Raw genomic sequence first — 24,183 nt, 5'->3', positions numbered from 1 at the left:
CCGATGACAGACAACACCACCGGAACCCACGGTGCCGTCCTCCGGGACACGGCACCCGCCGAGGGCGCCCCGATCGTCGAACTGCGCGGCGCGGGCAAGTCCTACGGCAACATCCGTGCCCTGCACGGTGTGGACCTGAGGGTCTTTCCCGGCCGGGTCACCTGTGTCCTGGGTGACAACGGGGCCGGCAAGTCGACCCTCATCAAGATTATTTCGGGGCTGCATCAGCACACGGAGGGCGATTTCCTGGTCGACGGGGAGCCGGTGCGCTTCACCACCCCGCGTGAGGCCCTGGACAAGGGCATCGCCACCGTCTACCAGGACCTCGCCACCGTTCCCCTGATGCCGGTGTGGCGGAACTTCTTCCTGGGCTCCGAGATGACCCGGGGCCCCTGGCCGGTACGGCGTCTGGACATCGCCCGGATGAAGGAGACCGCCGACCGGGAACTGCGCAACATGGGCATCGTCCTGGACGACCTGGACCAGCCCATCGGGACGCTCTCCGGCGGGCAGCGGCAGTGCGTGGCCATCGCCCGTGCTGTCTACTTCGGTGCCCGGGTGCTGATCCTGGACGAGCCCACCGCCGCTCTCGGCGTCAAGCAGTCCGGTGTGGTCCTGAAGTACATCGCGGCCGCCCGCGAACGCGGCCTCGGCGTCATCTTCATCACCCACAACCCGCACCACGCGTACATGGTCGGCGACCACTTCAGCGTGCTGCGTCTGGGCACCCTCGAACTCTCCGCCGAGCGCAGCGAGATCACCCTCGAAGAGCTCACCAACCACATGGCGGGCGGCACCGAACTCGCCGCCCTCAAGCACGAACTGTCCCAGGTCCGCGGAGTCGACACCGAGGAACTCCCGGAAGAGGAGGACCTCACCGCCCCCGCGGTGACCGGTCCGGAAGGAAAGTCCTGACCCATGGCGAACGCCCTCGACCGCATCCGCGTCGGCTCGGCCCCCGACTCCTGGGGCGTCTGGTTCCCGGACGACCCCCAGCAGGTCCCCTGGGAACGCTTCCTCGACGAGGTCTCCGAGGCCGGGTACTCCTGGATCGAACTCGGTCCGTACGGCTACCTCCCCACCGACCCGGCCCGCCTCACCGACGAGATCGCCCGGCGGAACCTGAAGGTCTCGGCCGGTACCGTCTTCACCGGCCTGCACCGCGGCCCCGCCGTCTGGGACTCCACCTGGGAGCACGTCAGCCAGGTCGCCGCGCTCACCCAGGCGATGGACGCGAAGCACCTGGTGGTCATCCCGTCCTTCTGGCGGGACGACAAGACCGCCGAGATCCTGGAGCCGCACGAGCTCACCGGCGAGCAGTGGGCCCACCTCACCAAGGGCATGGAACGGCTCGGCCACGAGGTGAAGGAGACGTACGGGCTGGACATCGTCGTCCATCCGCACGCCGACACCCACATCGACACCGAGGACCACGTGGAGCGCTTCCTCGACTCGACCGACACGGACCTGGTCAACCTCTGCCTGGACACCGGCCACTACGCCTACTGCGGCGGCGACAGCGTCAAGCTGATCGAGACCTACGGCGAGCGGATCGGCTACCTCCACCTCAAGCAGGTGGACCCGGCGATCCTGGCCGACGTGCAGGCCAAGGGCACCCCGTTCGGGCCGGCCGTGGCCCAGGGCGTGATGTGCGAACCGCCCACCGGGGTACCGGAGCTGGGCCCGGTGATGGAGGCGGCGCAGCGGCTGGGCGTCGACCTGTTCGCCATCGTCGAGCAGGACATGTACCCCTGCGAGCCGGACAAGCCGCTGCCCATCGCGGTGCGCACCCGGCAGTTCCTGCGGTCCTGCGGCGCCTGAGCCCGGGAACACACGCCTGGACCCGGACGTTCTTCCGGACGACGGGACGAAACCGGACTCCGCCGCGGCGGCCACCAAGCCGCCGCCGTGGCGGAGGACACGGGCCATGGGGGCGAGGATGACACACGAAGAGCACGCGGAGCCGGACGCCGACGCTGCCGACGAGGTGCTGCGGCACCAGCGTTTCGGCGCGCTGCCGGAGCGGATCCGCCCGGAGGACATGGTCGAGACCAGGCCGGCGATCGGGCACGACCCGGACCGGGACGCCTACGACCCGGACGAGTTCGCGGTGCGCTACGGCCTCTGAGCCGCCGGGACCGGGACCGCGCCGTGGGCGAGCAGGCTCTCGGCGCAGTCCAGCACCGTCTCCCGGGCCGGGCGCGGCTGCCAGCCCAGCAGCCGCGCCGCCTTCTCGGTGCTGTGCCGGTTGCGCCGGCCCAGCGCCGGGGTGATCTCGCGCAGCGCGGGGTCCCGGAAGCGGGCCGCGAGCCGCACCGCGAAGTCCGGCAGCCGACGCGTCGGCACCTGCCGCCCGCGCTCGCCGAGGCCCTCCCGCAGGAACCGCGCCAGGTCCGCCATCCACACGAACTCACCGGTGGCCAGGAACCGTTCGCCGGCGGCGGCCGGTGAGGTCATCGCGCTGAGGTGGACGTCGACCAGGTCCCGGACGTCCACCACCTCCAGCCCGATCCGGGGCACGCCGGGCATCGCCCCGGAGAGCATCCGGGCGATGATGCCGACGGAACCGGCGACGTCCGCCGTCAGCACCGGCCCGAACACGGCGCCGGGCAGCACGGTGGCCAGCTCGGTCGGCCCGTCGTGCCCCCGCATGAACTCCCAGGCCGCCAGCTCGGCGAGGGTCTTCGAACGCCGGTAGGGGATCAGCGCCGGATCCTCCGGATCGGTCCACAGCGTCTCGTCGGTGACACCCTCCGAGGCGTACGACGACGGGCTCGCGGTGTTCGCGGCCGACGTCATCACCACCCGCCGTACGCCCGCCGCGGTGGCCGCCCGCAGCACCCGCAGGGTGCCCTCCCTGGCGGGGCCGATCAGGTCCGGCGACTGGGCGCTGACGCCCAGCGGCGAGGCCACATGGAGCACCCGGTCGACGCCCTTCATCGCGGCCTCCCAGCCGGCGTCGGCGGTGAGGTCGGCGACGGCGAAACCCAGCCGCCCGGCCGGGTCGGCGACCGTCGAGACGGCATCGGCCACCGCCTGCTCCCGGCCCGGTGAGCGCACGGTCGTCCGCACGTCGTAACCGCGCCGCAGCAGCTCGGCGACGCACCAGCCGGCGATGTACCCGGTGCCACCGGTCACCAGGACGAGTTCGGGCATGACTGACCTCCACGGACGCGGTGGGATGTGCCACAATCGGCAAGGAAACGGAGACCCCTCCGCTACGTCTCCCAACGTACCGGAGGGGTCTCCGGATAGCAATCCACTTCGGACGGACGACTGACACCCGTGAACCCGCAGCCCTCGAAGCCGACCCGGAAGGACGCCCGCGACAACCGGGACCGGATCCTCGCCGCCGCCCGCGCGGAGCTGGCCGCCTCCACCTCGGCCTCGCTCTCCGCCATCGCCCGCAAGGCCGGCGTCGGCATCGGCACGCTCTACCGGCACTTCCCGACCCGGGAGGCGCTGATCATGGAGCTGTACCGGCACGACCTCCAGCACCTGATCGACCTCGCGCCTGGCCTGCTTCAGACGCATCCCCCGCTGGAGGCCCTGCGCCGCTGGTTCGACGAGGTCGCCCACTACGGCCGGCTCAAGTTCGGCGTCTCCGAGGTCGTGCACGCGGCGACCGGCGGCGGCACCGACCCGATGTACGGGCCGTTCGTGCACGCCATCGGAACCCTGCTCGACGCCGGCGCCGCGGACGGCACGCTCAAGCCGGACGTCGACCCGGAGGACGTACTCCTCCAGCTCAGCGTCCTGTGGCGGATCGACCCGGGGCGCGGCGACGCGGAGGCGCGGGCGGCGCGGATCCTGCGGCTGATCGTGGACGGGCTGCGGGCCTAGCGGGGGGCCTGGCGGGGAACGGCGAAGGGGCGGGCGGAAGGACCGTGCTCCGGTCCTTCCGCCCGCCCCGCCGCCGTGCCCGGTGTCAGGCTCCGCGTACCTCCGCGATCGTCACCGGACGGTGCTCGTGCAGGGACAGCGTGCAGGCCTCCGCGATCCAGCCGGCCTCCAGGGCGTCCTCGACCGTGCAGGGGGAGGGGCGGCTGCCGGCCACGACCTCCGTGAACGCGGTGAGTTCGGCGCGGTAGGCCGCGGCGAAGCGGTCCATGAAGAAGTCGTGCGGGGTGCCCGCCGGGAAGGTCACCCCGGGCTCGACCGAACGCAGCGGGAGCTTGTCCTCCAGGCCGACGGCGATCGAGTCCTGGAACCCGTGCAGCTCCATGCGGACGTCGTACCCCCGGGCATTGTGTCGGGAGTTGGAGATCACCGCGATGGTGCCGTCGTCCAGCGTGAGGATCGCGCCGGTGGTGTCGGCGTCGCCCGCCTCCTTGATGTAGTCGGCGCCCCGGTTGCCGCCGACCGCGTACACCTCGGTGACCTCACGGCCGGTCACCCAGCGGATGATGTCGAAGTCGTGCACGGAACAGTCCCGGAAGATGCCGCCGGACACGGCGACATAGGCGGCGGGCGGCGGGGCCGGGTCCAGCGTGGTCGAGCGGACGGTGTGCAGCTTGCCCAGCTCGCCCGCCTGGACGGCGGCACGCGCGGCGACGAACCCGGCGTCGAAACGGCGGTTGTAGCCGATCTGGATCGGCACGCCCTTGCCCTGCACGGCCTTGAGGACCGCGACACCGTCACTCATGTGCTTGGCGACGGGCTTCTCGCAGAAGACGGGGATGCCCGCCTCGACACCGGCCAGGATCAGGGCGGGGTGGGCGTCAGTGGCGGCGGCCACCACGATGCCGTCCACGCCGGCGGCCAGCAGCGCCTCGGGCGAGTCCACGACCTCGCCGCCGAACTTCTCGGCGGCGGTCTTGGCGGCGTCCGCGAACGGGTCGGTGAGAACGAGCGACTCGACCGCGTCGAGCCCCGAGAGGGTCTCGGCGTGGAACGCGCCGATGCGGCCGAGGCCGAGGATTCCGATACGCATGGACTATTGCTCCTTGATCTTGATACGTAGGGTGGTACGGCACCCCGTCAGGGGCGCGGGGCTGTGTCGATATGCGGCTCCGCCGCGTGGGCGCGACCAGCCACAACGGCGCCGCAGACGACTCACGACCCGGCGCGGCACATCCCTAGTCGAGCCCGCCCAGCACGTTCTGGTCCCAGTCGATCACCGACCCGGTCACCACCCCCGACCGCTCGGACAGCAGGAACACCACGAAGTCCGCGATCTCGTCCGGTTGGCCGAGCTTTCCCATCGGCAGCCTGGCCGCGGCCTCGTCCCGCCAGCCGTCGTCCGCCCCATGGAAGGCCCGCTGCGTCGCGTCCTCGCCCTCCGTCGCCGTCCAGCCGATGTTCAGGCCGTTGATCCGCACCCGGTCCCAGCGGTGCGCGTGCGCCGCGTTGCGGGTCAGGCCGATCAGACCGGCCTTCGCGGCGACGTACGGCGCGAGAAACGGCTGCCCACCGTGCGCGGACGACGTGATGATGTTGACCACCGTGCCGGGCGCCTTGCGCGCGACCATGTCGGCGACCGCCGCCTGCATCGCGAAGAACGGCCCCTTGAGGTTGATCGCGATGTGCTGGTCGAACAGCTCGGGCGTGGTGTCCAGCAGGGTGCCCCGGGAGGTGAGCCCCGCCGAGTTGACCAGGCAGTCGATCCGGCCGTACGCGTCGACCACCGCGGCCACCGAGGCCTTGGCCTGTTCGGCGTCCGAGAGGTCGGCCCGCACGTACAGCGCCTTGCCGCCGGCGGCGGAGAGCTCGGCCACCAGGGCCTCGCCGGGCTCGGGGCGGCGGCCGGTGACGGCGACCGTGGCGCCCTCCCGGACCGCGGCCCGCGCGATGGCCGCGCCGACGCCCTGGCTGCCGCCGTTGACGAGGACGACCTTGTCGTGGAGAAGTCCCATGGAATCCTTGACCTTTCAGCTCTCGTGCCGGGCCGCGGCGGCCCGCAGCTCGTCCCGCAGCACCCGCGTGGCCCATCCCTCGCGCAGCGCCCGCCGCACCAGGTCCGCCTGCGAGGGCGGGGCCATACCCTCGACCGGCGGATCGCTGTCGAGGTTGGTCGGGAACGGGTAGCCCTCGGCGCTCGCCGCGATGACGTGCTCCAGCCAGGCCTCGGCGGCCCCCTCCGCCCGGCGCCGGCGCAGCACCGGGTAGACCGCGTTGGCCACCGCCTCCCGGTCCACCGTCTCCATGGCCCGCCCGAAGGCCGAGGACACCTGGAGCAGGTTGGCCATCCGCCGTACGTCGACGCTCCGGTTGGTGCCGGCCGCGTGGAACACCGCCGGGTTGAAGAACGCCGCGTCGCCCTTCGCCAGGGGCAGCTGCACGTGGTGGGCCTTGAAGTAGCCCTGGAACTCCGGCCGCCGCCAGGCCAGATAACCCGGCTCATAGGTCTGGGAGTAGGGGAGGTACAGCGTCGGCCCGGACTCCACCGGCATGTCGCAGTGCGCGACCGCGCCCTGGAGGGTGAGCACCGGGGAGAGGCGGTGCACATGGGCCGGGTAGGCCTCGGCCTGCTCGTCGGAGAGGAAACCGAGGTGGTAGTCGCGGTGCGCGGTCTGTGCCACGCCGCCCGGGTTGACCACGTTGATCTGCGAGGTGACCTGGTAGCCGGGGCCCAGCCAGGCCCGGGAGACCAGGGCCAGGATGTCGTTGGCGTAGTAGTCGGCGAACCCCTCCGGGTCGTAGAGCGCCGCCTTCTCCAGCGCGTTCCACACCCGTTCGTTGGCGCCCGGCTTCGCGAAGTGGTCGCCCGCGCCGGCACCCGACTCGTTCTGCTCCGAGATCAGCGCGTCGAAGACCGCCGTGGCCCGGTCGACGACCTGCGGATCGGGGAACGCGCCCTTGAAGAGGACGACGCCCGGGCCGTCGGTGAGGGCGCGCACGAGTTCGGTCCGCACCGCGTGGGGCGTGTCGGTGGTGCGCAGCCGCTCGCTGTCGTAGACGAGGACGTTGCGCTCGACGCCCGAGGCGTTCGGGTAGGCGGCCGGGTCGGTGGTCCGCTCGACCAGCGCGCGGAAGGTGTCGAGGTCGCAGTCCTGCTGGGAGAGCCAGGCGCGATCCTGTTCGGCGGCGAGGGACATCGGTGTCCTTCTTTCGGTCATGGCCAGGGTCACGGCCACGGTCACGGCCGCGGTGAGGGCCATGGGAGCGGAGAAGCTCTGTCATTCTTGTCAGTACAAACCCCTCGAACAACCAGCAGCGACCCATCAAAAACCCCTCAAGGAGCCAGGCCGTGGGCCATCCCTTCCCGATCCGTGAAATCGCACGTCAGGCAGGGCTCAGCGAGGCCACCGTGGACCGGGTGCTGAACGGCAGGGGAGGGGTGCGGGAGAGCACCGAGCGGGAGGTGCGGCAGGCGATCGCCGATCTGGACCGGCAGCGCACCCAGGTCCGGCTGGTGGGCCGCACCTTCATGGTCGACATCGTGATGCAGGCACCCGAGCGGTTCACCACGGCGGTGCGCGGGGCGCTGGAGGCCGAGCTGCCCTCGCTGCACCCGGCGGTGGTGCGCTCCCGGTTCCACTTCCGGGAGACCGGGCCGGTGGCGGAGCTGGTGGGGACGCTCGACCGGATAGCCCGCCGGGGCTCGCAGGGCGTGATCCTCAAGGCGCCGGACGTCCCCGAGGTCACCGCCGCCGTGGGGCGTCTCAGGTCGGCGGAGATCCCGGTGGTCACCCTGGTCACCGACCTGCCCGCCAGCGGCCGGCTCGCCTACGTCGGCAGCGACAACCGGGCGGCCGGTGCCACCGCCGCGTATCTGACGGGCCAGTGGCTCGGCAGCCGGCCCGGCAATGTCCTCACCAGCATCAGCAGCGGTTTCTTCCGCAACGAGGAGGAGCGCGAGATGGGCTTCCGCAGCGTCATGCGGGCCACCCATCCCGAACGGGCGGTGGTGGAGATCGCGGAGGGGCAGGGGCTGGACGCCACCCAGTACGACCTGGTCCGCGCCGCCCTCGAACGCGACCCGGAGATCCGCGCGGTCTACTCGATCGGCGGCGGCAACAACGCGACCCTGCGCGCCTTCGCCGAGCTGGGCCGGGAGTGCGACGTGTTCATCGCCCACGACCTCGACCACGACAACACCCGCCTGCTGCGCGAGCACCGCCTGTCCGCCGTCCTCCACCACGACCTGCGGCAGGACATGCGTGAGGCCTGCCACCTGGTGATGCGCGCCCAGGGCGCCCTGCCCCCGGCGGGCCCGACGCTGCCGTCGCCGATCCAGGTGGTCACGCCGTACAACCTGCCGGCCCCGACGGGACACTGAGCCGGGCGCCGCCGAGAGACCGGCCGGCCCCGCTCAGAGATTGATCGCGTACGCCTTGCGCAGCGTCTCGTGCACCGTCCACGTCGTACGGTCGCCCGCGCGCAGCACGGCCATGTCCCCGGGGCCCACGGTGAACGCCGGCCCGCCCTCGACCTCGATCGTCGCCGAGCCGCTGACCACGACGAACAGCTCGTCCGCCTCGGTGTCGGTGACCACCCCCGGGGTGATCTGCCAGATCCCCCGGATCTGCCGGCCGTCGGCCGACTCCCAGACCACCTTCCCGGTGACCTCGGGCGTGCCGGAGACGATCTGGTCCGGGTCCAGCGGGTCGGGTTCGAGCTCGGCGTCGGGGATGTGCAGGGCGAAGCTGTGCGTCGTCATACGGCGACCCTAGCGAGCCCGCAGGCACCCTGTGCGTGGACAGGGTGCCGGACGTCGGGCCTGGTGGGAGGACACTTCGTCGGGCCGTCCGGACTGGCGGGGGCGACCCGCCGGGGTGATCGTGGAGAGCATGGCCGACTCCACGGCGGCGGTGGCGGAACCGCACCCGCACGACACTCGCGAGGCCGTCCTGTTCGGCGGGGTCTACGGCGCCGTGCTGGCCTCCTCCATGGTCGCGGCGCTCACCCAGTACGGTCACACCTCCGCCGCGAGCCGCCGCTACGACGCCCTCTGGCTGCTGGTGACCGCCTGTGCCTCCGCCCTGGCCCACGGCTACGCCCACTACATCGCCGAGCGTGCCCCGCACCGGCGCTGGGACGGGCTGCGCTCCCTGGCCGACGAGTGGCCGCTGGTCACGGCCGTGCTCCCCACAGTCTTCCTGCTCGCGGGCGCCGGTTGGGGCTGGTGGCCGCCCAAGGGCGTCGAGTACCCGGCGTTCATCCTGAACATCGTGATCCTGTTCGGCCTGGGACTCGTCACGGCCCGCTGGTCGGCGCGGAGTTGGCCCGCGGCCGTGCTCATCGGCATCCTCGACGCGTTGCTCGGGGTGATCGTGGTGGTGGCCAACGCGCTGATCAAGTAGATCCGTTCATTGAACGGTCAACGGGTCTACGCTCACTCGTGGTCACTGTTCCGCCGGGCGAGGAGCCGTCATGACAACCGAAGACGCGGTCACCACGGAGGCCGTCGAGAGCCTGCGGGCCACCGACGACCCGCGGCTGCACGACGTGCTCGCGGCACTGATCCGCCATCTGCACGCCTTCGCGCGCGAGACCCGGCTGACCCAGGGCGAGTGGGAGACGGCGGTCGCGTTCCTCACCGCGACCGGTCAGACCTGCACGGACACCCGGCAGGAGTTCATCCTGCTCTCCGACGTGCTGGGCCTGTCGATGCTGGTCGAGACGGTCAACGGGCACAGCGACCCCGGCAGCACCGAGTCGACCGTCCTCGGCCCCTTCCACATGACCGAGTCCCCGGTCCGGGAGCTGGGGGCCGACATCGACCTGGTCGGCACCGGCGAACCCTGCGTGGTCAGCGGTGTGGTCCGGTCCGCCGACGGCACCCCGCTGCCCGGCGCCGTCCTGGACGTCTGGCAGGCCGACCCGCACGGCTTCTACGACGTGCAGCAGCCCGACGTCCAGCCGGCCGGCAACGGCCGGGGCCTGTTCACGGCCGACGGCGAGGGCCGCTTCTGGTTCCGGACCTGTGTGCCCAGCGCGTACCCGATCCCGACCGACGGTCCGGTGGGCGCCCTGCTGAAGGCCACCGGACGGCACCCCTACCGTCCCGCCCACATCCACTTCATCGTCTCGGCCGAGGGACACGCGCCGGTCACCACGCACATCTTCGTCGCCGGCGGTGACTACCTGGACTCCGACGCGGTGTTCGCGGTCAAGGAGAGCCTGGTCAAGGACTTCACGCCGACCGACGACCCGGCGCTGGCGGGGGAGTTCGGCATGCCGAACCCGTTCCGGCACGCCCGCTTCGACCTCGTACTGGAGCGTTCGTGAATCTGGACTTCGTGTACGAGACCCGGCCCGCCCGCGTGGTCTTCCGGCCCGGCGCCGCCCTCACCGCACCCGCCGAGGAGGCCCGGCACCTCGGGTTGCGGCGCCTGCTGGTGCTCAGCGGGGAGCGGGGTGCGGGGACCGCACGGGCCGTCGCCGACTCGCTCGGGTCCGCCTGCGCCGGCCTGCACACCGGGGCCCGGATGCACGTGCCCGTGGAGGTCGCCGACCGGGGCGTCGAGGCGGCCCGGGCCGCGGGCGCCGACGGCTGCGTGGCCGTCGGCGGCGGCTCGGCCATCGGCCTCGGCAAGGCCATCGCCCTGCGCACCGGCCTCCCGCTGATCGCCGTGCCCTCGACCTACGCGGGCTCCGAGATGACCCCGGTCTGGGGCCTCACCGAGCACGGCGCCAAACGCACCGGCCGCGACCCCGTCGTCCTGCCGCGCAGTGTCGTCTACGACCCCGAGCTGACCCTCTCCCTGCCCGTGCCGCTCTCGGTGACCAGCGGGATCAACGCCCTCGCCCACGCCGTGGAGGCGCTGTACGCCCCCGACGGGTCACCGCTGGTGGCCCTGATGGCCGAGGAGGGCGTCCGGGCGCTGGCGGGCGCGCTGCCCGAGATCGCCGCCGCCCCGGACTCCGTACCGGCCCGGTCCCGCGCCCTGTACGGCGCCTGGCTGTGCGGGGCCTGCCTGGGCGCCACCACCATGGGCCTGCACCACAAGCTGTGCCATGTCCTGGGCGGCACCTTCGGGCTCCCGCACGCGGAGACCCACACCGTCGTCCTGCCGTACGCCCTCGCCTTCAACGCGCCGGCCGTGCCGGAGGCTGCCGCGGCGGTGGGCCGGGCGCTGGGGGCGGAGGATGCCCCGGCGGCGTTGCAGGAGCTGGCCGGGCGTCTTGGCGCCCCGCGTTCCCTCGCCGAACTCGGTTTGAAAGAAGGCGACTTGGCGGTGGCCGCCGGGCAGGTGGCGGGGCAGGCGTATGCCAATCCGCGCCCGGTGACGCCAGACGATGCGTTGGGGGTGCTCCGGGCGGCGTATGAAGGCAGAGCCGTTCAGGGGAGGGGCTGAGCGGTGAGTGGTGACGGGGCGTCTACCGCACCGTCCGCACCCCGTCCAGAGCGATGCCCATCACCCGGTCGCGCTGGGCTTCGTCGTCGAAGGCCGTGCCCGTGATGCCGGAGACCATCCGGAGCAGATCGCCGATCTCCATGTCCGTCCGCACCACGCCCGCCTTCTGGGCCCGCTCCAGCAGCGGGCCGCCGGCGTTGTACATCGAGTCGCGGCAGGCCTGGAAGATCTCCGACTCGTCGTTGAGGGCGTCGCGGACCGCCCGCTTGGTGACCATGTAGTCGGTGAAGCCGTCCAGCCAGGAGGCCAGGGCCTGCCACGGTTCCAGCTCGGCCAGCTCCACGGCCGCCCGGCACAGGGTGTTGACCTCGTCGGCGTAGACGCTCTCGAAGAGGTCGCGGCGGGTGGGGAAGTTGCGGTACAGCGTGCCGATGCCGACCCCGGCGCGGCGGGCGACGTCCTCCAGGGAGGTCTCCGCGCCGTTCTCGGCGAACGCCTCGCGGGCGGCCGCGATCAGCGCGTCGTAGTTGCGGGCCGCGTCTTTGCGGTGCGGTCTGCGGGACGCGACGATCTCACTGACGGGGAAGGGGCCGACGGTCACTGCTGCCTCCCGGGGGGACGAAGGTGAACCGGAGGGATTCCTCGACTTCGGTTGAAGCGGAGGGTTGCCTCCAGTACAGTGGAGGGGTACCTCCACTTTAGCAGTGCGAAGAGGGACTGCCATGGGCCGGACGCGGCCCTGTGCCCGAGCCCTTCCGCACCTACCCAGACATCTCTTTCCCTCCGTATCCGATGTTCGGAGAGGCTCTTTCATGCCCCGGAAGTCCACCCGCCTCACCTTCGCGGTCCTCGCGACCGGTGCCGGCGTGTTCTCCATGCTCCAGTCGCTGGTCGCGCCGGCCCTGCCGACCGTCCAGCACGCCCTGCACACCTCGCAGTCCAACGCGACCTGGGTGATGACGGCCTATCTGCTGTCCGCCTCGGTCTTCACCCCGATACTCGGCCGGGTCGGCGACCTGACCGGCAAGAAGCGCACCCTCGTCGCCGTCCTGCTGGCCGTCCTGGCGGGCTGTCTGCTCGCCGCCCTCGCGCCGAACATCGGTGTCCTGATCATCGCCCGGGTCGTCCAGGGCGTCGGCGGCGCCCTGTTCCCGCTCTCCTTCGGCATCATCCGGGACGAGTTCGCCCCGGGCGAGGTCAGCGGCAGCATCAGCAACCTGTCCGCGGTGATCGCGGCCGGCGGCGGCGTCGGCATCGTGGCCGCCGGGCCCATCGTCTCGGCGCTGGACTACCGCTGGCTGTTCTGGATCCCGGTCGGCGTGGTCGCCGTGACCGTCCTCATCGCCGCCCGCTATGTCCCCGAGTCGCCCAAGAGGGCCGAGGGCAGCGTCAGTTGGCTCGGTGCCGGGCTGCTCTCCGCCTGGCTGGTGGCGCTGCTGCTGCCGCTGAGCCAGGCCGGGCAGTGGGGCTGGGGCTCGGCCAAGGTGCTCGGTCTGTTCGGTACGGCCGTCGTGCTGTTCGCGGTGTGGCTGCTCGTCGAGGCCCGCTCCCGCACCCCGCTGATCGACCTGCGCGTCATGCGGCTGCCCGTCGTCTGGACCACCAACGCCGCCGCCCTGCTCTTCGGTGCGGGCATGTACGCGCTCTGGTCCTTCCTGCCCGGCTTCGTCCAGACGCCGTCCAGCGCCGGATACGGCTTCGGCTCCAGCGTCACCGCCTCCGGGCTGCTGATGCTTCCGATGCTGCTCGCGATGTTCCTCTCCGGCATCCTCAGCGGCCGGCTGGAGCCCAGGGTGGGCGCGAAGGCGCTCCTCACCGCCGGTGCGGCCTTCGGCGCCCTCGCCCTCGGCCTGCTCACCCTGTGGCACACCGCCCAGTGGCAGATCGCCGTCGTCTCCGGCCTGTTCGGCCTCGGTATCGGCCTGGCCTTCGCCTCGATGGCCAACCTCGTCGTCGGCAGCGTGCCGCCCGAGCAGACCGGCGCCGCGACCGGCATGAACGCCAACATCCGCACCATCGGCGGCTCCATCGGCGCCGCGCTCACCAGTGTCCTGGTCACCGGCCGGCTCCAGCCCTCCGGACTGCCGTACGCCTCCGGCTACACCCACGCCTGGGCCCTGCTCACCCTGTTCTGCCTGGCCGCCGCCGGGGCCGCGCTCCTGGTGCCGGTCCGCCGCGGACAGCGCGTCACCGCACCGGTCACGGAGCGGGCGGCAGCAGCACCGGCACGCGTGCGGTAGTGTTGACCTGCGTGATCACGCGGTACACACCGCGTGACTCCGCAGCGGGACGTGGCGCAGCTTGGTAGCGCACTTGACTGGGGGTCAAGGGGTCGCAGGTTCAAATCCTGTCGTCCCGACTTTTCGAAGTCGCAGGTCAGGGTGTGTGTCAGAGGAATCTGGCACACACCCTGAGCCGTTTCTGGGGTTCGGGGATGTTACGGTCCAGCGGACTCACCGCGGGCCCACGGACCGGACGGGCAAGCCGAGTTCGGTGACGGAGTCGGAACAGCCGGCCGTACCTGGTCGTGCGCCGTGAGCTTGATCCCGTTGATCCACTCAAGGCTCGCAGAAGAAGCTGCGGAGCGCCGCCGTATCAGGGGCCGGGTGGCGAGGCCGCCGGGATCAGCGGGTCGGGGGCTCAGTGGCCCAGGTGGCCGAGCACCACGTTGGGGTCGACCCCGCTGCTGTATGCGGCGCTCGCCACGTACACCAGCCGTCCGCTCACCGCCACCGACGTCGGGGTGGACAGTCCGTCCGCCGCGGTGAGTACGGTCTGGACGGTCTTTCCGGGAGTGACCAGGGCGACGCGGTCGAGGTTGCTCTGCGCGGCCAGCACGGTGTCGCCGTGGCCGGTGAACGCGAAGTCGTCGATGCTCGTGACCTGCGCGGCCACGGTGACCTTCCCCGCTTCGCCGTGCGGGCCCACCGGGATGCGCAGCAGGGTGCCCCGGTCGGAGTTGCCGATCCAGACCGCCCCGTTGTGGACCTTGACGCCGTTGGCGCCGTATCCCTGCGCGTCCGGGCCGGTGCCGGGCAGCAGCAGCGGGTCGGTCGCCCACAGCCGCGCCTTGCCGGTGCGCGGCCAGGCCCGCCACACCGTGCCGGTGGCGGAGTCGGTGAGGAACAGCGTGCCGCTGTGCGGGTCGAGCGCGAGGCCGTTGGGGAAGGCGACCCCGGGCAGGTCCACGACCTTGACGGGGGTACCGCCGTGGTGGCCGATCCGGTAGATCCCGGACGCGGGGCCCGCGTTGTAGTTGACGTACAGGGTGCCGTCGGGTGCCCGCACGATGCCCTCGACCCAGGCGATGCCGGAGGTGACGGCCGGCAGTGTGGCCAGCACGGTGACCTTGCCCTGCGGGGTGACCCGGACGACCTGCCGGGCGCCGAGCCAGGTCAGGTCGGCGGAGCCGTCGGGCTCGGCGGTGATGTTCTCCGGCTGCTGCTGTGCGGCGATGTCGAAGTGCGCGAGCACGCGGGCCCCGCTCACGGGCGGCTCCGCGGCGAGGGCCGCGGTGCTCTGGGCGGTGGCGAGCCCCACCAGGACCAGGGCGCTCAGCAACGTGGTGCGGCGGTGACGTGACACAAGATGACGGAACATCGGTACAACTCCTCGGGAAGGTGTTGCGAGATCCGGAGCACTCCGACTGGCGCCCCACACACGCCCAACTTCCTTGCGTGCTCAAGCATTCCGCGCGGCCGCTTCTGGCTGGATCCCGCCTACGCGTTTCCGTGGCGCCGTGCACTGCCGCGCACTGCCGTGCCTCGCGTGCCGGCCGGCTCCTTGCCCCCCGGGCTGCCAGCCGCCTTCCCCCGTCTATGGCCCGAACTGGCCTTCGCCGTCGGCGACTCGTGCATCAAGGACGTCCAGGCAGACCGTGTGTGGACGCCGAGGCCCCCGGAGCCGTCCCGCTCAGGAACTGCCGGCAGGGGTGTGCGCCGAGAGCCGTCAGGCTGCCGTCATCCCGCCGTCGATCGTCAGGGCGGCGCCGTTGATGAACCGGCCCTGGTCTCCTGCCACGAAGGCGACGAGGGCGGCGATGTCCTCGGGGGTGCCGAGCCGGCCGTCGAGTTGCCGGGCCGCCATCGCCGCACGGGCCGCGCCGGGATCGGGGGCGTCGGAGAGGATCTTGTCGATCCACTCCGTCTCGACCGTCCCCGGGCAGATCGCCACACAGCGCACGCCTTCTTTGGCGTGATCCACCGCGACGGCACGCGTCAGCCCGACCAGCCCTGCCTTCGACGCGCAGTACGCGGCCCGTCGTGCGAGGCCCACCTGGCCGCCCACGGAAGCGATGTTCACGATCACGCCCGCACCGTCCGAGATCATGTGGGGCAGGACGGCCCGGGTCATGAAGAAGGGTCCGGTGAGATTCACGCCCAGCACCAGGTCCCAGTCGCTGTCGCTGGTCTCCAGTACGTTCGCCGCCACCCCGACTCCCGCCACGTTCACCAGGACGGCCGGGGATCCCAGCAGGCTGACGGTGGAGTCCACCGCCGCGGCGACCTCCTCGGCCCGGCGCAGGTCCAGGGGAGTCTCGTGCGCCGTGCCGCCCTCCTTCTCGATCAGGATCCGGGTCCGGGACAGGCCGGCCCGGTCGAGGTCCAGCAGGGCCACCGTGAAACCGTCACCGGCCAGCCGCAGGGCGGTCGCCCGGCCGATTCCCGAGGCGGCTCCGGTGACGAGGGCGGTCCTGTGCTGAAGCGTCATGCCGCGACCTTTCGTAGTGTGCGGACGTCCCGCGTCGATGCGCCGTACGTCGAAGAGGTTCTGTTCGCGTCACAGGACCGCGCCCATGCGCCAGGGGACGATCTCCTCCGTCCCGAAGCCGAGTGCCTCGGACTTGCTCTCGGCACCCGACGCCATGTCCACGAGGGCCTCGAACAAGGCGGTGCCGTAGGTGACCTGGTCGGCGTGGCTCATGGCCGGACCGGCGTCGAAGTCGATGTCGCCGCGCATCCGCTCGTACAGCCCGCTGGTGGTGCTGATCTTCAGGCAGGGAACCGGACGGGAGCCGAACAGCGAGCCGCGTCCGGTGGTGAAGGCGAGGAGGTTGGCGCCGCCGGCGACCATGCCGGTGGCCGACACCGGGTCGTAGCCGGGCGTGTCCATGAAGGTGAGGCCCGGCGCGGTGACCGGCTCGCCGTATCCGACGACGTCGTTCAGCGGGCTGGTCCCGGACTTGAGCACGGCGCCCAGGGACTTCTCCCAGATGGTGGTGATCCCGCCGGCCCGGTTTCCCCGCGAGGGATTGTTGTCGAGCGTGGCGCCGCCCGCGGCCGTGTACTGCTGCCACCAGTCGATGAGTTCGTCGATACGGGCCGCCGCCCCGGGGTTCGACGCCCGGTCCCGCAGCAGGTGGTGGGCGCCGTAGATCTCGGGGGTCTCGCCGAGGACGACCTTGCCGCCGGCCGCGACGAGCAGGTCGGCCGCGACGCCGAGGGTGGGGTTGGCGGTCAGGCCGGAGTAGGCGTCGCTGCCGCCGCACTGGAGGCCCAGCGTCAGTTCCGAGAGGGGGATCGGTGTGCGGTGAGACGTCGCGATCCCGGAGACCAGGTGCTCGATGCGGTCGAGGGCCGCGTTCACCGTCGCCGCGGTGCCGCCGAGGTCCTGGATGGTGAGGGTCTCGGTTCCGGCGTCGTCGCCGAGGAGGTTCTCCGGCTGGTTGACCTCGCAGCCGAGGCTGATCAGGAGGGCCGCCACCACGTTGGCGTGGCCGAGGTAGCCGCGCAGGGTGCGCCGCAGGATGGCGTCCCCGGGGGTGCCCTCGGCCATTCCGCAGCCGAGGTCGTGCGGGAGCGCGATGACGCCGTCGAGGCCGGGAGTCCCCTTGTGCCGGTCGTCGGCCCGCTGGGCGATCATCCGGGCCACCGTGGCGGAGCAGTTCACGGTCGGCACCACGACGATGTAGTTCCGGGTGGCCGCCCGCCCGTCCGCCCTGCGGTAACCGAGGAAGTGGTCGCGGGTGAGGGCGGTGGAGGCGGGCCGCGTGCGGGCCGGCGACTGACGCGCCGCCGGCTCCTCCCACCCGCCGATGCCCAGGTTGTGCACATGCACGTGGCCGCCCGCCGGGATGTCGGCCAGGGCCACGCCGATCACCTCGCCGTACTTGCGGACCGGCGCGCCCTTCGGAATGTCGCGCAACGCGACCTTGTGCCCGGCGGCGATGTCCTCGACGACCGGTGCCGTGCCGTCGGCGAGTTCGACGGGCGTCCCCCGTGCTACATCCCCGAGGAGCAGCCCGATGTCGTCCCGACCCGGGCGGGGCACCAGCGGCCTGACGGCTGCCACCGGGCCCGCTGCCTCTGTGTCACGACGTTCACTGTCCATGCCATCGACCGTATGGCCCCAATACCGCACAAGGGAAAGACGGTTATCGATGGTCATTCATCCGGAATGCGAATGCGCGGTGCTCCGTGGGCGGTTCCGTCAGGCCCGGAACGGCCGGACGGGGACGCCCTGCGTGCCGGTCTCGATGACGAAGACGGAACCGGACAGGGGGGACCTGTCCAACTCCTCGGCGGACAGGCCGTTGCGGGCCGAGGTGATGTAGAGGCGGCCGTCCGGACCGAAGGCGCAGCTGGTCGGCTGGAGGACGGGCACCGGAACGACCCCGACGACCCGCCCGGCCGGGTCGTACCGCCGGACCTCGCGGCCGCCGTGCATGGCCACCCAGAAACACCCCTCCACGTCTACGGCGAGGCCGTCGGGAACGCCGGCCCCCTCGGTCTTGGCCAGCACGTCCAGGCGGCCGATCTCGCCCGGCCCGGCGTGGAAGTCGGCCCGGTACAGGAGGTTGGCGTAGCTGTCGGCGAGGTACAGGACGGTGTCCTCGGCGTTCCAGCCCAGGCCGTTCGGCAGCACGAGACCGTCCGCGACGACGACGCTCGGCCCGTCGCCGTCCCACCGGTGCAGCCGGCCCTGGCCCGGCGCGAACTCCATGTCGTTGCTGCCGGCCCAGAACCGGCCGTGGGAGTCCACCTTGCCGTCGTTCATGCGCAGGTTCGGCTCGGGCAGCACCGGGTCGACCAGCGTCAGCCCGCCCTCGGTGACGAAACCGAACCCGTCCGCCACCGCGGCGGCGAAGCCCTCCTGTGCGGCGCGGGGCGCGACCGCGCCGACCATCGTGCCGACCTCCGTGACGGTCTGCCTCCCGGTGGACAGGTCGTCGTCGTACACCTTGCAGCCGTAGATGTCGACCCAGAGGAGATGCCCGGTACGCGGGTCGAACACCGGCCCCTCACCCACGTCCGACGTATCGCTGCGTACCGCCACATCGAGATTCGAGTACGTACGGACAGTGGCCATCGCGACTCCGATCCTTGCGGCTTTTCGACCAACCTCACCCCGGTCACCCCGAGATCGTCAACGGTGATTCACGGATGGCGGGCATTCGTCCCGCGAATGAATCCCCGCCTTGTCAAAGCGGTGGAATGGCGGTCGTCCCTTCGGGCCGCGGGGCCTTTATCACCGCTCGGATGAACGCCTGTGCGGCCGCGCCGAGCGGTCGCTCCGAGTGCCACCAGATTCCCACGTCCCGATACCGGTTGAGATGGCGAATGGGGCGCATTTCCATTCCCTCGCGCAGGACCATCACCCCGCCCAGGTAGTTGATGATGCCGATTCCGTGCCCGGCCCGCACCATGGCGCCGAGCGTGGTCGGCTGATGGGACACGATTCCGGTCGGCGCGACCAGGTCCTTGATGCTCAACTCGACCTCGGCCTCGTAACCGACCACCGTGTTGGCGAGTGGATCGCCGATCGTGATGACCCGCTGGCCCGTGAAGTCCGCGAGATCGACCTCGCTCTTCTCCAGCAGGGGATGGCCGGTCGCGGCGAGCATGACGAAGGGTTCCCGCCACAACGGACGCATGGTGAAGGCGTGGTCGTGCGGCTCCGGCCGGACCGTGCGCAGGGCCACCGAGACCCGGCGCTCGGACAGTGCGGCCTCGATGAAGTCCACGTCACCGTCCAGGACCGCCACCCGGATCCCCGGGTGCTCCTCCTGCAGCGCCGTGATGACCCCCGGGAGGAACTCCGAACTCCCGCTGGCGAAGCTGGCGACGGTGACGGTTCCCGTGATGTCGCCCCGGTCGGTCTGGCGGGCGGTGACCAATTCGTCCGCCGCCGCGAGCACCGCCCGCGCCCGGGCCAGCAGAGCGCGCCCGTCGTCGGTGAGGGTGAGCGGTCGGATACGGCGCTCGATAAGCAGACAGCCGAGTTCGCGTTCCAGATTCGCGATGTGCGCCGAGACGCGTGGTTGCGACAAATGCAACTTTTCGGCCGCTCTGGTAAAGCCGCCGGTATCCACGACCTCGACCCAGGTTCGCAACCAGGCCAGTTCGAGAGTCATTGACCGAACCTCCTCGCCTCGCAGTCGGGCTGCCGCCGGTGCGGAATTCCTTCCGGTGGCAGGACATCTGCGCGGCAGATCATGTGTATTCTGATTTCGCCGTTGACGAGTTCCGGCGGCCATGGCCGACTGGAACAATGACCGATCAGACTTCCTTCGGCACCGCCCGCGGCCTGTTGTCCGCGCACGGCGCGGACCTCCTGCGCGGCGACGACGGTGCGGTGATCACCTCCGTGGAGACCTACGCCCTCGCCGTGCCCCTGAAACGGCCCATCGCCGACTCCACCGCCGCCATGGCGCACTGGACGGTGCCCGTGGTCGAGATCCGCACCGCCGACGGCCGTATCGGCACGGGTATCTCCGGCGTGCACTGCGCTCCCGAACTCCTCTCCGACGTGATCCTTTCCTACTATGCCGATGCCCTTCTGGACACCTCCTCGGAGGACATCCTGGGCACCTGGAAGCGTCTGTACTGGCTGCCCACGCACTGGATGGGCCGGGCGGGCGTGGTCCACATGGCGCTGGCCATGGTCGACATCGCCCTGTGGGACCTCGCCGCGCAGCGGGCCGGCATGCCCCTGTGGCGGCTCCTCGGCGGCACGCAGGAGAGCGTCGAGGCCTACAACACCGACGGAGGCTGGCTCAACCTCTCCGACAGCGAACTCGTCCGGGACCTCACCGCGCTGGTCGACCACGGCTGGTCCCGGGTGAAGATCAAGGTGGGCCGGTCCGACTGGCGGGAGGACGCCCGCCGCGTGCGCGCGGTCCGCCGGGCGCTCGGCGACGACGTGACCCTCATGTGCGACGCCAACCAGCGCTGGGACCTGTCGACGGCGAACCAGATCATGCCCGTCCTGGAGGAGGCGGCGATGGACTGGGTCGAGGAACCCTTCCACGCCGACGACCTCCAGGCCCACGCCCGCCTCCAGGCGTCGACGCGGCTGGACGTGGCGGCCGGGGAGAGCATCTACTCCTACCACCAGTTCGCCTCCTTCATGGCGGCCGACGCCATCCGGGTCGTCCAGGCCGACGTCACCCGGGTCGGCGGGGTGACCGAGTTCCTGCAGATCGCCTCGCACGCGGCCGCGCGGGGACTGCGGTTCGCGCCGCACGCCGGCGACATGATGCAGGTGCACCAGCACCTGGTGGGGACGGTCCTGTCCGAGGTGCCGCCGCTGGTGGAGTTCATTCCCTGGACGCAGGAGGCCTTCGTCGAGCGCAGCGTCGTACGCGAAGGGCTCATGGAGCGTCCGCAGGGTCCGGGCGCCTCGACCGCGATCGATCCGGCCGCACGCGTCCGCTGGCAGATCCCCGGCGCGGGGTCGGCCAAGACCCTGTGAAGCCGCCCCACGCATCCACCGACGGAAGGAACGAGATGTCCGAGTCGCCCCTGAGGCACACCGACGAGCGAGTGGCCGTCGTCACCGGCGCGGGCCAGGGAATCGGGCGCGCCATCGCCGTGGCGCTCGCGGCCCGTGGCGTACGGGTCGTCGTCACCGACCGCAACACGGAGACCGGTACCGCCGTGGCCAAGGAGGTGGGCGGCGACTTCCTGCCCCTGGACGTCTCCGACCCCCGGGCCGTCGCGGAGACGGCCGACGAGGTCGTACGGCGCTTCGACCGCGTCGACGTCCTGGTCAACAACGCCGGTATCGCCCACGAGGACGCGGCCCTCGACGTGTCGGACGATGTCTGGAACCGCATCCTCGCCGTCGACCTGACCGGCACCTTCGTGGCCTGCCGCGAGTTCGGCCGGCACTTCGTGGGCCGACGCTCCGGGTCGATCGTGAACATCTCCTCCATCGCCGCCTTCATCGGCTCCAATCCCGAGTACCACGTCGCCTACGACGTGGCGAAGGCCGGAGTGGCCCAGCTGGCGCGCTCCCTCGCGGTCGAGTGGGCGCCGCACGGGGTGCGGGTCAACGCGGTCGCGCCGGGCCGGACCCGCACCCCCATCCTCGACACCGTCGGGATGGACGATCCGCTGCGGATGACGCAGTGGATCGGCCAGATCCCGATGGGCCGGCTGCTGGAGGCCGAGGAGATCGCGACGGCCGTGGCGTTCGTGGCGCTCGACGCCACCGCGATGACCGGGCAGACCCTGCTCGTCGACGGCGGCCAGATCGCCCAGTGACGGTGTCACCGGCGCTTGCCCTCAGCCGAGGCCGAGGGCAAGCGTCTCTCCCTCGGCGAGCCGTACGTCGAGGAGGTCGGCGCCGTACCGCACCCGGACGTCCGTGGCCAGGGACGCCCGGATCCGCGCGGCTGCCAACCGCCCGTCCTGCCACCGGACGTCCACGGTGAGACCGCCACGGGCGCGCAGTCCGGACACGCTCCCGTCGGGCCAGCCGGACGGCAGCGCGGGCAGCAGTTCGACCTCGCGGCCGTCGGACTGCAGGAGCATTTCGGCGACTCCCGCCGTGCCGCCCGCGTTGCCGTCGAAGGAGTAGATGTTCTGCGCCGCGCCCGCCACCCCGCCGGCGGAGAACGTCATCAGGTTCGCCTCGCTGGCGTCCGCGATCAGGCTGGTGAGGTGCTTGAGGGCCGAGTCGCCGTCGAGGAGACGGGCGAAGTAGACCGTGAAGTTGGCCTCGACCCACTCGGTCTGCTCCCAGCCCGGGGCCTGCTGCCTGCGCTCGACGGTGACCTCGGCGGCGCGGGCGAGCTCCGGGGTGCCGCGCGGGGTGATCTGGCGCTCCGGGAACAGGGCGCTGAGATGTGAGGTGTGCCGGTGGCTCGGCTCCGCCTCCTCGTAGTCGTGCAGCCACTCCTGCAGCTGCCCGTGCCGCCCGACCCGGAACGGCGGCAGCCGGCGGCGCGCGGCGGCGATCCTGGTCCGCAGGTCGGCGTCCACACCGAGCAACTCGGCACTCTCCGCGCAGATGCGCAGGGCGGCCTCCATGAACACCCGGTCCGCGGTGGCCCCCATGGACACCGAACACCGGCTGCCGTCGGGCGCGAGATACCAGTTCTCGGGTGATTCCGACGGCCCGGTGACGAGCAGGCCGTGCTCCGGCTCCTCGACCGCGTAGGCGAGGAGGAACTCGGCGGCCCCGCGCAGAACCGGGTACGCGCGCTCCCGGAGGAACGTCTCGTCACGGCCGTACTCGAAGTGCTCCCACAACTGGAGGGCGAGCCAGGCTCCGCCGGTCACGTTCATGCCCCAGCCGATGCCGGAACCGGGTGCCGTGTACCCCCACGCGTTGGTCACCGTGTGGGCGACCCAGCCCGGTGCGCCGTACATCTGCTCGGCGGTCGCCCGGCCATGATCCGCCAGGAGCTCCAGGAGGCCGAACAGCGGCTCCTGGCACTCGGCCAGGTTGGTCGGCTCGGCGGCCCAGTAGTTCTGCTGGGTGTTCATGTCCAGGTGGAAGTCGTTCGTCCAGGCCGCACTGCTGGCCAGGCCGTCGTTCCACAGCCCCTGCAGGGCAAGCGGCAGGGGGGAGTCGCGGCGGGAGCCGGCCACGGTCAGGTAGCGGCCGTACTGGAAGTACAGCGCTATGAGAGCGTCGTCGGCCTTGCCGGAGGCCAGCCGGTCGCGGCGGGTGTCGGTGGGCAGGGCCGCGATGTCGGACGGTGCCGATCCGAGATCCAGGGAGACCCGCCGCATCAGCGCCTGGTGGTCCGCGACGTGTGCCGCCCGGACGGCTTCGTATCCGGCTTCCAGCCCGGCGGACAGAAGCGATTTTGCCCGCGCACGCGGGTCCGCGCCTGCCCAGTCGGTGCCGACGACGACGTAGACGACCGCGCTGTCGGCGCCTTCCAGGCGGAGCGCGTCGCCCGCGCGGTGCACGGTGCCGCCGTCGGCTTCGAGGTGGGCGTGGATCTCCAGGGCGACGCCCTGATGCCCGTCGCTGTGCAGGCTCTCGTAGGCGTGGCCGCTGAAGACGACGGAGGAGTCCGTGGTGGTCGTGTCACCGGGGAGCAGGCCGTCCTGGACGGACAGGGTGAAGCCGAGCGATCCGGGGCGGTCCGTGGTGAGGCGGATCGCGATCAGGCCGTGCGGGTTAGTGGCGAACACCTCGCGGGTGACGCGGACGCCGTCCTGCTCGTAGGCGACCGAGGCGAGGCCCGTGTCCAGGTCGAGGGCCCGGTGGTAGTCCTTTGCCGGAGGCCCGTCGGGGAAGGCGAGCTGGACCTCGGGGAGGGGGAGGTTGGTCCCGAACGACCTTGGCCTGCCCAGCAGATGCTCCGCCGCGAGCCGCTGTGCTTCGGCGTGTTCTCCCGCGAAGAGGAGTTCGCGGATGCGCGGCACCTGCGTCCGGGCGGTCGGACTCAGGTCCGTTGCCGAGGGACCGCCCGACCACGCGGTGGACTCGGAGAGCTGGATCCGCTCGCGGTCGGTGCCGCCGTGGACCATGCCGCCCAGGCGGCCGTTGCCGAGGGGCAGCGCTTCGAGCCAGCGGGTGGCGGGACGGTCGTACCGGAGCGTTCCGGGTAGGTGGCGGACAGCGCGGAAGTCCTGGGCGGAGAAAGCTTTCAGCATGGCGTGCTCTTTCGAGACGGGTGACTGCGAGACGGGGTGACTGCGAGACGGGTGACTGACGGAGGACGGCTCACGCGGGGCGGGCGCGGCGCGGGGCGCGG

23 protein-coding genes and 1 tRNA gene are annotated in these 24,183 nt (G+C 71.6%); 12 read left to right on the top strand and 12 right to left on the bottom strand.

Annotated features, from left to right (window positions below; all coding sequences use genetic code 11):
* The first annotated feature begins 3 nt into the window (after positions 1–3).
* The 3 genes from ACFWXC_RS03285 (at position 4) to ACFWXC_RS03275 (ending at position 2,128) form a co-directional block, all read left to right on the top strand.
* Positions 4–915 (top strand): ATP-binding cassette domain-containing protein, encoded by a 912-nt coding sequence (locus ACFWXC_RS03285; RefSeq protein WP_384472194.1) that lies wholly within the window; start codon positions 4–6, stop codon positions 913–915.
* A gap of 3 nt (positions 916–918) precedes the next feature.
* Positions 919–1,821 (top strand): sugar phosphate isomerase/epimerase family protein, encoded by a 903-nt coding sequence (locus ACFWXC_RS03280; RefSeq protein ID WP_384472190.1) that lies wholly within the window; start codon positions 919–921, stop codon positions 1,819–1,821.
* A 118-nt stretch (positions 1,822–1,939) separates the two neighbouring features.
* Positions 1,940–2,128 (top strand): hypothetical protein, encoded by a 189-nt coding sequence (locus ACFWXC_RS03275; RefSeq protein ID WP_384472187.1) that lies wholly within the window; start codon positions 1,940–1,942, stop codon positions 2,126–2,128.
* On the opposite strand, the gene ACFWXC_RS03270 is transcribed toward ACFWXC_RS03275, so the two are convergent.
* Positions 2,116–3,156, bottom strand: a complete 1,041-nt coding sequence (locus tag ACFWXC_RS03270) for an NAD-dependent epimerase/dehydratase family protein (RefSeq protein ID WP_384472184.1) — start codon at positions 3,154–3,156, stop codon at positions 2,116–2,118. The two genes, ACFWXC_RS03275 and ACFWXC_RS03270, sit on opposite strands and share 13 nt — an antisense overlap.
* A gap of 129 nt (positions 3,157–3,285) precedes the next feature.
* Here ACFWXC_RS03270 and ACFWXC_RS03265 point away from each other — a divergent pair, with 129 nt between their 5' ends.
* Positions 3,286–3,843 (top strand): TetR/AcrR family transcriptional regulator, encoded by a 558-nt coding sequence (locus ACFWXC_RS03265; RefSeq protein WP_384472181.1) that lies wholly within the window; start codon positions 3,286–3,288, stop codon positions 3,841–3,843.
* Between the two features lie 85 nt (positions 3,844–3,928).
* Here the strand turns inward: ACFWXC_RS03265 and ACFWXC_RS03260 are convergent, their stop codons facing one another.
* From ACFWXC_RS03260 to ACFWXC_RS03250, 3 genes are all read right to left on the bottom strand, one after another.
* A complete protein-coding gene (locus ACFWXC_RS03260; RefSeq protein WP_384472177.1) occupies positions 3,929–4,933 on the bottom strand; it encodes a Gfo/Idh/MocA family oxidoreductase in 1,005 nt (334 codons plus the stop codon).
* Positions 4,934–5,078: 145 nt separating this feature from the next.
* Positions 5,079–5,855: an SDR family oxidoreductase gene (locus tag ACFWXC_RS03255; RefSeq protein WP_384472174.1), complete on the bottom strand. Its 777-nt coding sequence runs from the start codon at positions 5,853–5,855 to the stop codon at positions 5,079–5,081.
* Positions 5,856–5,870: 15 nt separating this feature from the next.
* Positions 5,871–7,037: a phytanoyl-CoA dioxygenase family protein gene (locus ACFWXC_RS03250; protein ID WP_384472534.1), complete on the bottom strand. Its 1,167-nt coding sequence runs from the start codon at positions 7,035–7,037 to the stop codon at positions 5,871–5,873.
* A gap of 152 nt (positions 7,038–7,189) precedes the next feature.
* Between ACFWXC_RS03250 and ACFWXC_RS03245 the strand changes: the two genes are divergently transcribed.
* Positions 7,190–8,221, top strand: a complete 1,032-nt coding sequence (locus ACFWXC_RS03245) for a LacI family DNA-binding transcriptional regulator (RefSeq protein ID WP_384472171.1) — start codon at positions 7,190–7,192, stop codon at positions 8,219–8,221.
* Between the two features lie 33 nt (positions 8,222–8,254).
* Here ACFWXC_RS03245 and ACFWXC_RS03240 read toward each other — a convergent pair whose 3' ends face one another.
* Positions 8,255–8,602 carry a cupin domain-containing protein gene (locus ACFWXC_RS03240; protein WP_384472168.1) on the bottom strand — a complete coding sequence of 116 codons (348 nt, stop codon included), beginning with the start codon at positions 8,600–8,602 and terminating at the stop codon, positions 8,255–8,257.
* Positions 8,603–8,732: 130 nt separating this feature from the next.
* Between ACFWXC_RS03240 and ACFWXC_RS03235 the strand changes: the two genes are divergently transcribed.
* The 3 genes from ACFWXC_RS03235 to ACFWXC_RS03225 all read left to right on the top strand — a co-directional run bounded on the left by ACFWXC_RS03235 (position 8,733) and on the right by ACFWXC_RS03225 (position 11,243).
* Entirely contained in the window at positions 8,733–9,245 is a 513-nt protein-coding gene (locus ACFWXC_RS03235; protein WP_382538932.1) for a hypothetical protein, read from the top strand.
* 70 nt (positions 9,246–9,315) lie between these two features.
* Positions 9,316–10,173, top strand: a complete 858-nt coding sequence (locus ACFWXC_RS03230; protein WP_384472165.1) for an intradiol ring-cleavage dioxygenase — start codon at positions 9,316–9,318, stop codon at positions 10,171–10,173.
* A 2-nt stretch (positions 10,174–10,175) separates the two neighbouring features.
* Complete coding sequence (locus tag ACFWXC_RS03225) at positions 10,176–11,243, top strand: maleylacetate reductase (protein ID WP_384472531.1); 1,068 nt, start codon at positions 10,176–10,178, stop codon at positions 11,241–11,243.
* 22 nt (positions 11,244–11,265) lie between these two features.
* Here ACFWXC_RS03225 and ACFWXC_RS03220 read toward each other — a convergent pair whose 3' ends face one another.
* A complete protein-coding gene (locus ACFWXC_RS03220; protein ID WP_384472162.1) occupies positions 11,266–11,844 on the bottom strand; it encodes a TetR/AcrR family transcriptional regulator in 579 nt (192 codons plus the stop codon).
* Positions 11,845–12,055: 211 nt separating this feature from the next.
* Between ACFWXC_RS03220 and ACFWXC_RS03215 the strand changes: the two genes are divergently transcribed.
* Positions 12,056–13,483 (top strand): MFS transporter, encoded by a 1,428-nt coding sequence (locus tag ACFWXC_RS03215; RefSeq protein WP_384472159.1) that lies wholly within the window; start codon positions 12,056–12,058, stop codon positions 13,481–13,483.
* A gap of 45 nt (positions 13,484–13,528) precedes the next feature.
* Positions 13,529–13,602, top strand: a tRNA-Pro gene (locus ACFWXC_RS03210).
* A 281-nt stretch (positions 13,603–13,883) separates the two neighbouring features.
* On the opposite strand, the gene ACFWXC_RS03205 is transcribed toward ACFWXC_RS03210, so the two are convergent.
* From ACFWXC_RS03205 to ACFWXC_RS03185, 5 genes are all read right to left on the bottom strand, one after another.
* The gene (locus ACFWXC_RS03205; protein ID WP_384472156.1) at positions 13,884–14,843 is read right to left on the bottom strand and encodes an SMP-30/gluconolactonase/LRE family protein; all 960 of its coding nucleotides are present in this window, start codon (positions 14,841–14,843) and stop codon (positions 13,884–13,886) included.
* Positions 14,844–15,191: 348 nt separating this feature from the next.
* Positions 15,192–15,953 carry an SDR family NAD(P)-dependent oxidoreductase gene (locus tag ACFWXC_RS03200; RefSeq protein ID WP_384472152.1) on the bottom strand — a complete coding sequence of 254 codons (762 nt, stop codon included), beginning with the start codon at positions 15,951–15,953 and terminating at the stop codon, positions 15,192–15,194.
* Between the two features lie 69 nt (positions 15,954–16,022).
* Positions 16,023–17,573: a UxaA family hydrolase gene (locus ACFWXC_RS03195; protein WP_384472149.1), complete on the bottom strand. Its 1,551-nt coding sequence runs from the start codon at positions 17,571–17,573 to the stop codon at positions 16,023–16,025.
* 99 nt (positions 17,574–17,672) lie between these two features.
* Positions 17,673–18,551 carry an SMP-30/gluconolactonase/LRE family protein gene (locus tag ACFWXC_RS03190; protein WP_384472146.1) on the bottom strand — a complete coding sequence of 293 codons (879 nt, stop codon included), beginning with the start codon at positions 18,549–18,551 and terminating at the stop codon, positions 17,673–17,675.
* A 112-nt stretch (positions 18,552–18,663) separates the two neighbouring features.
* Positions 18,664–19,734: a LysR family transcriptional regulator gene (locus ACFWXC_RS03185; protein ID WP_384472144.1), complete on the bottom strand. Its 1,071-nt coding sequence runs from the start codon at positions 19,732–19,734 to the stop codon at positions 18,664–18,666.
* On the opposite strand from ACFWXC_RS03185, the gene ACFWXC_RS03180 reads away from it, so the two are divergent.
* Positions 19,734–20,936 carry a mandelate racemase/muconate lactonizing enzyme family protein gene (locus ACFWXC_RS03180; RefSeq protein WP_384472141.1) on the top strand — a complete coding sequence of 401 codons (1,203 nt, stop codon included), beginning with the start codon at positions 19,734–19,736 and terminating at the stop codon, positions 20,934–20,936. The two genes, ACFWXC_RS03185 and ACFWXC_RS03180, sit on opposite strands and share 1 nt — an antisense overlap.
* A 35-nt stretch (positions 20,937–20,971) precedes the next feature.
* The gene (locus tag ACFWXC_RS03175; protein ID WP_384472138.1) at positions 20,972–21,730 is read left to right on the top strand and encodes an SDR family NAD(P)-dependent oxidoreductase; all 759 of its coding nucleotides are present in this window, start codon (positions 20,972–20,974) and stop codon (positions 21,728–21,730) included.
* Positions 21,731–21,751: 21 nt separating this feature from the next.
* Here ACFWXC_RS03175 and ACFWXC_RS03170 read toward each other — a convergent pair whose 3' ends face one another.
* Positions 21,752–24,082 (bottom strand): glycoside hydrolase N-terminal domain-containing protein, encoded by a 2,331-nt coding sequence (locus ACFWXC_RS03170; RefSeq protein ID WP_384472135.1) that lies wholly within the window; start codon positions 24,080–24,082, stop codon positions 21,752–21,754.
* Positions 24,083–24,183: the final 101 nt, after the last annotated feature.

The sequence above is a fragment of the Streptomyces sp. NPDC058683 genome, from assembly GCF_042716195.1.
In the GTDB taxonomy this organism is placed as follows: Bacteria; Actinomycetota; Actinomycetes; order Streptomycetales; family Streptomycetaceae; genus Streptomyces.
The sequence above is the reverse complement of the archived record's forward strand: the minus strand, read 5'-3'. Positions and strand labels throughout refer to the sequence as shown.

Excerpts from the sequence above, each read along its gene's own strand:
- ACFWXC_RS03285 (WP_384472194.1), top strand. The coding sequence starts at position 4 with ATGACAGACAACACCACCGGAACCCACGGTGCCGTCCTCCGGGACACG.
- ACFWXC_RS03280 (WP_384472190.1), top strand. The coding sequence starts at position 919 with ATGGCGAACGCCCTCGACCGCATCCGCGTCGGCTCGGCCCCCGACTCC.
- ACFWXC_RS03275 (WP_384472187.1), top strand. The coding sequence starts at position 1,940 with ATGACACACGAAGAGCACGCGGAGCCGGACGCCGACGCTGCCGACGAG.
- ACFWXC_RS03270 (WP_384472184.1), bottom strand. The coding sequence starts at position 3,156 with ATGCCCGAACTCGTCCTGGTGACCGGTGGCACCGGGTACATCGCCGGC.
- ACFWXC_RS03260 (WP_384472177.1), bottom strand. The coding sequence starts at position 4,933 with ATGCGTATCGGAATCCTCGGCCTCGGCCGCATCGGCGCGTTCCACGCC.
- ACFWXC_RS03255 (WP_384472174.1), bottom strand. The coding sequence starts at position 5,855 with ATGGGACTTCTCCACGACAAGGTCGTCCTCGTCAACGGCGGCAGCCAG.
- ACFWXC_RS03250 (WP_384472534.1), bottom strand. The coding sequence starts at position 7,037 with ATGTCCCTCGCCGCCGAACAGGATCGCGCCTGGCTCTCCCAGCAGGAC.
- ACFWXC_RS03240 (WP_384472168.1), bottom strand. The coding sequence starts at position 8,602 with ATGACGACGCACAGCTTCGCCCTGCACATCCCCGACGCCGAGCTCGAA.
- ACFWXC_RS03235 (WP_382538932.1), top strand. The coding sequence starts at position 8,733 with ATGGCCGACTCCACGGCGGCGGTGGCGGAACCGCACCCGCACGACACT.
- ACFWXC_RS03230 (WP_384472165.1), top strand. The coding sequence starts at position 9,316 with ATGACAACCGAAGACGCGGTCACCACGGAGGCCGTCGAGAGCCTGCGG.
- ACFWXC_RS03215 (WP_384472159.1), top strand. The coding sequence starts at position 12,056 with ATGCCCCGGAAGTCCACCCGCCTCACCTTCGCGGTCCTCGCGACCGGT.
- ACFWXC_RS03205 (WP_384472156.1), bottom strand. The coding sequence starts at position 14,843 with ATGTTCCGTCATCTTGTGTCACGTCACCGCCGCACCACGTTGCTGAGC.
- ACFWXC_RS03200 (WP_384472152.1), bottom strand. The coding sequence starts at position 15,953 with ATGACGCTTCAGCACAGGACCGCCCTCGTCACCGGAGCCGCCTCGGGA.
- ACFWXC_RS03195 (WP_384472149.1), bottom strand. The coding sequence starts at position 17,573 with ATGGACAGTGAACGTCGTGACACAGAGGCAGCGGGCCCGGTGGCAGCC.
- ACFWXC_RS03190 (WP_384472146.1), bottom strand. The coding sequence starts at position 18,551 with ATGGCCACTGTCCGTACGTACTCGAATCTCGATGTGGCGGTACGCAGC.
- ACFWXC_RS03180 (WP_384472141.1), top strand. The coding sequence starts at position 19,734 with ATGACCGATCAGACTTCCTTCGGCACCGCCCGCGGCCTGTTGTCCGCG.
- ACFWXC_RS03175 (WP_384472138.1), top strand. The coding sequence starts at position 20,972 with ATGTCCGAGTCGCCCCTGAGGCACACCGACGAGCGAGTGGCCGTCGTC.
- ACFWXC_RS03170 (WP_384472135.1), bottom strand. The coding sequence starts at position 24,082 with ATGCTGAAAGCTTTCTCCGCCCAGGACTTCCGCGCTGTCCGCCACCTA.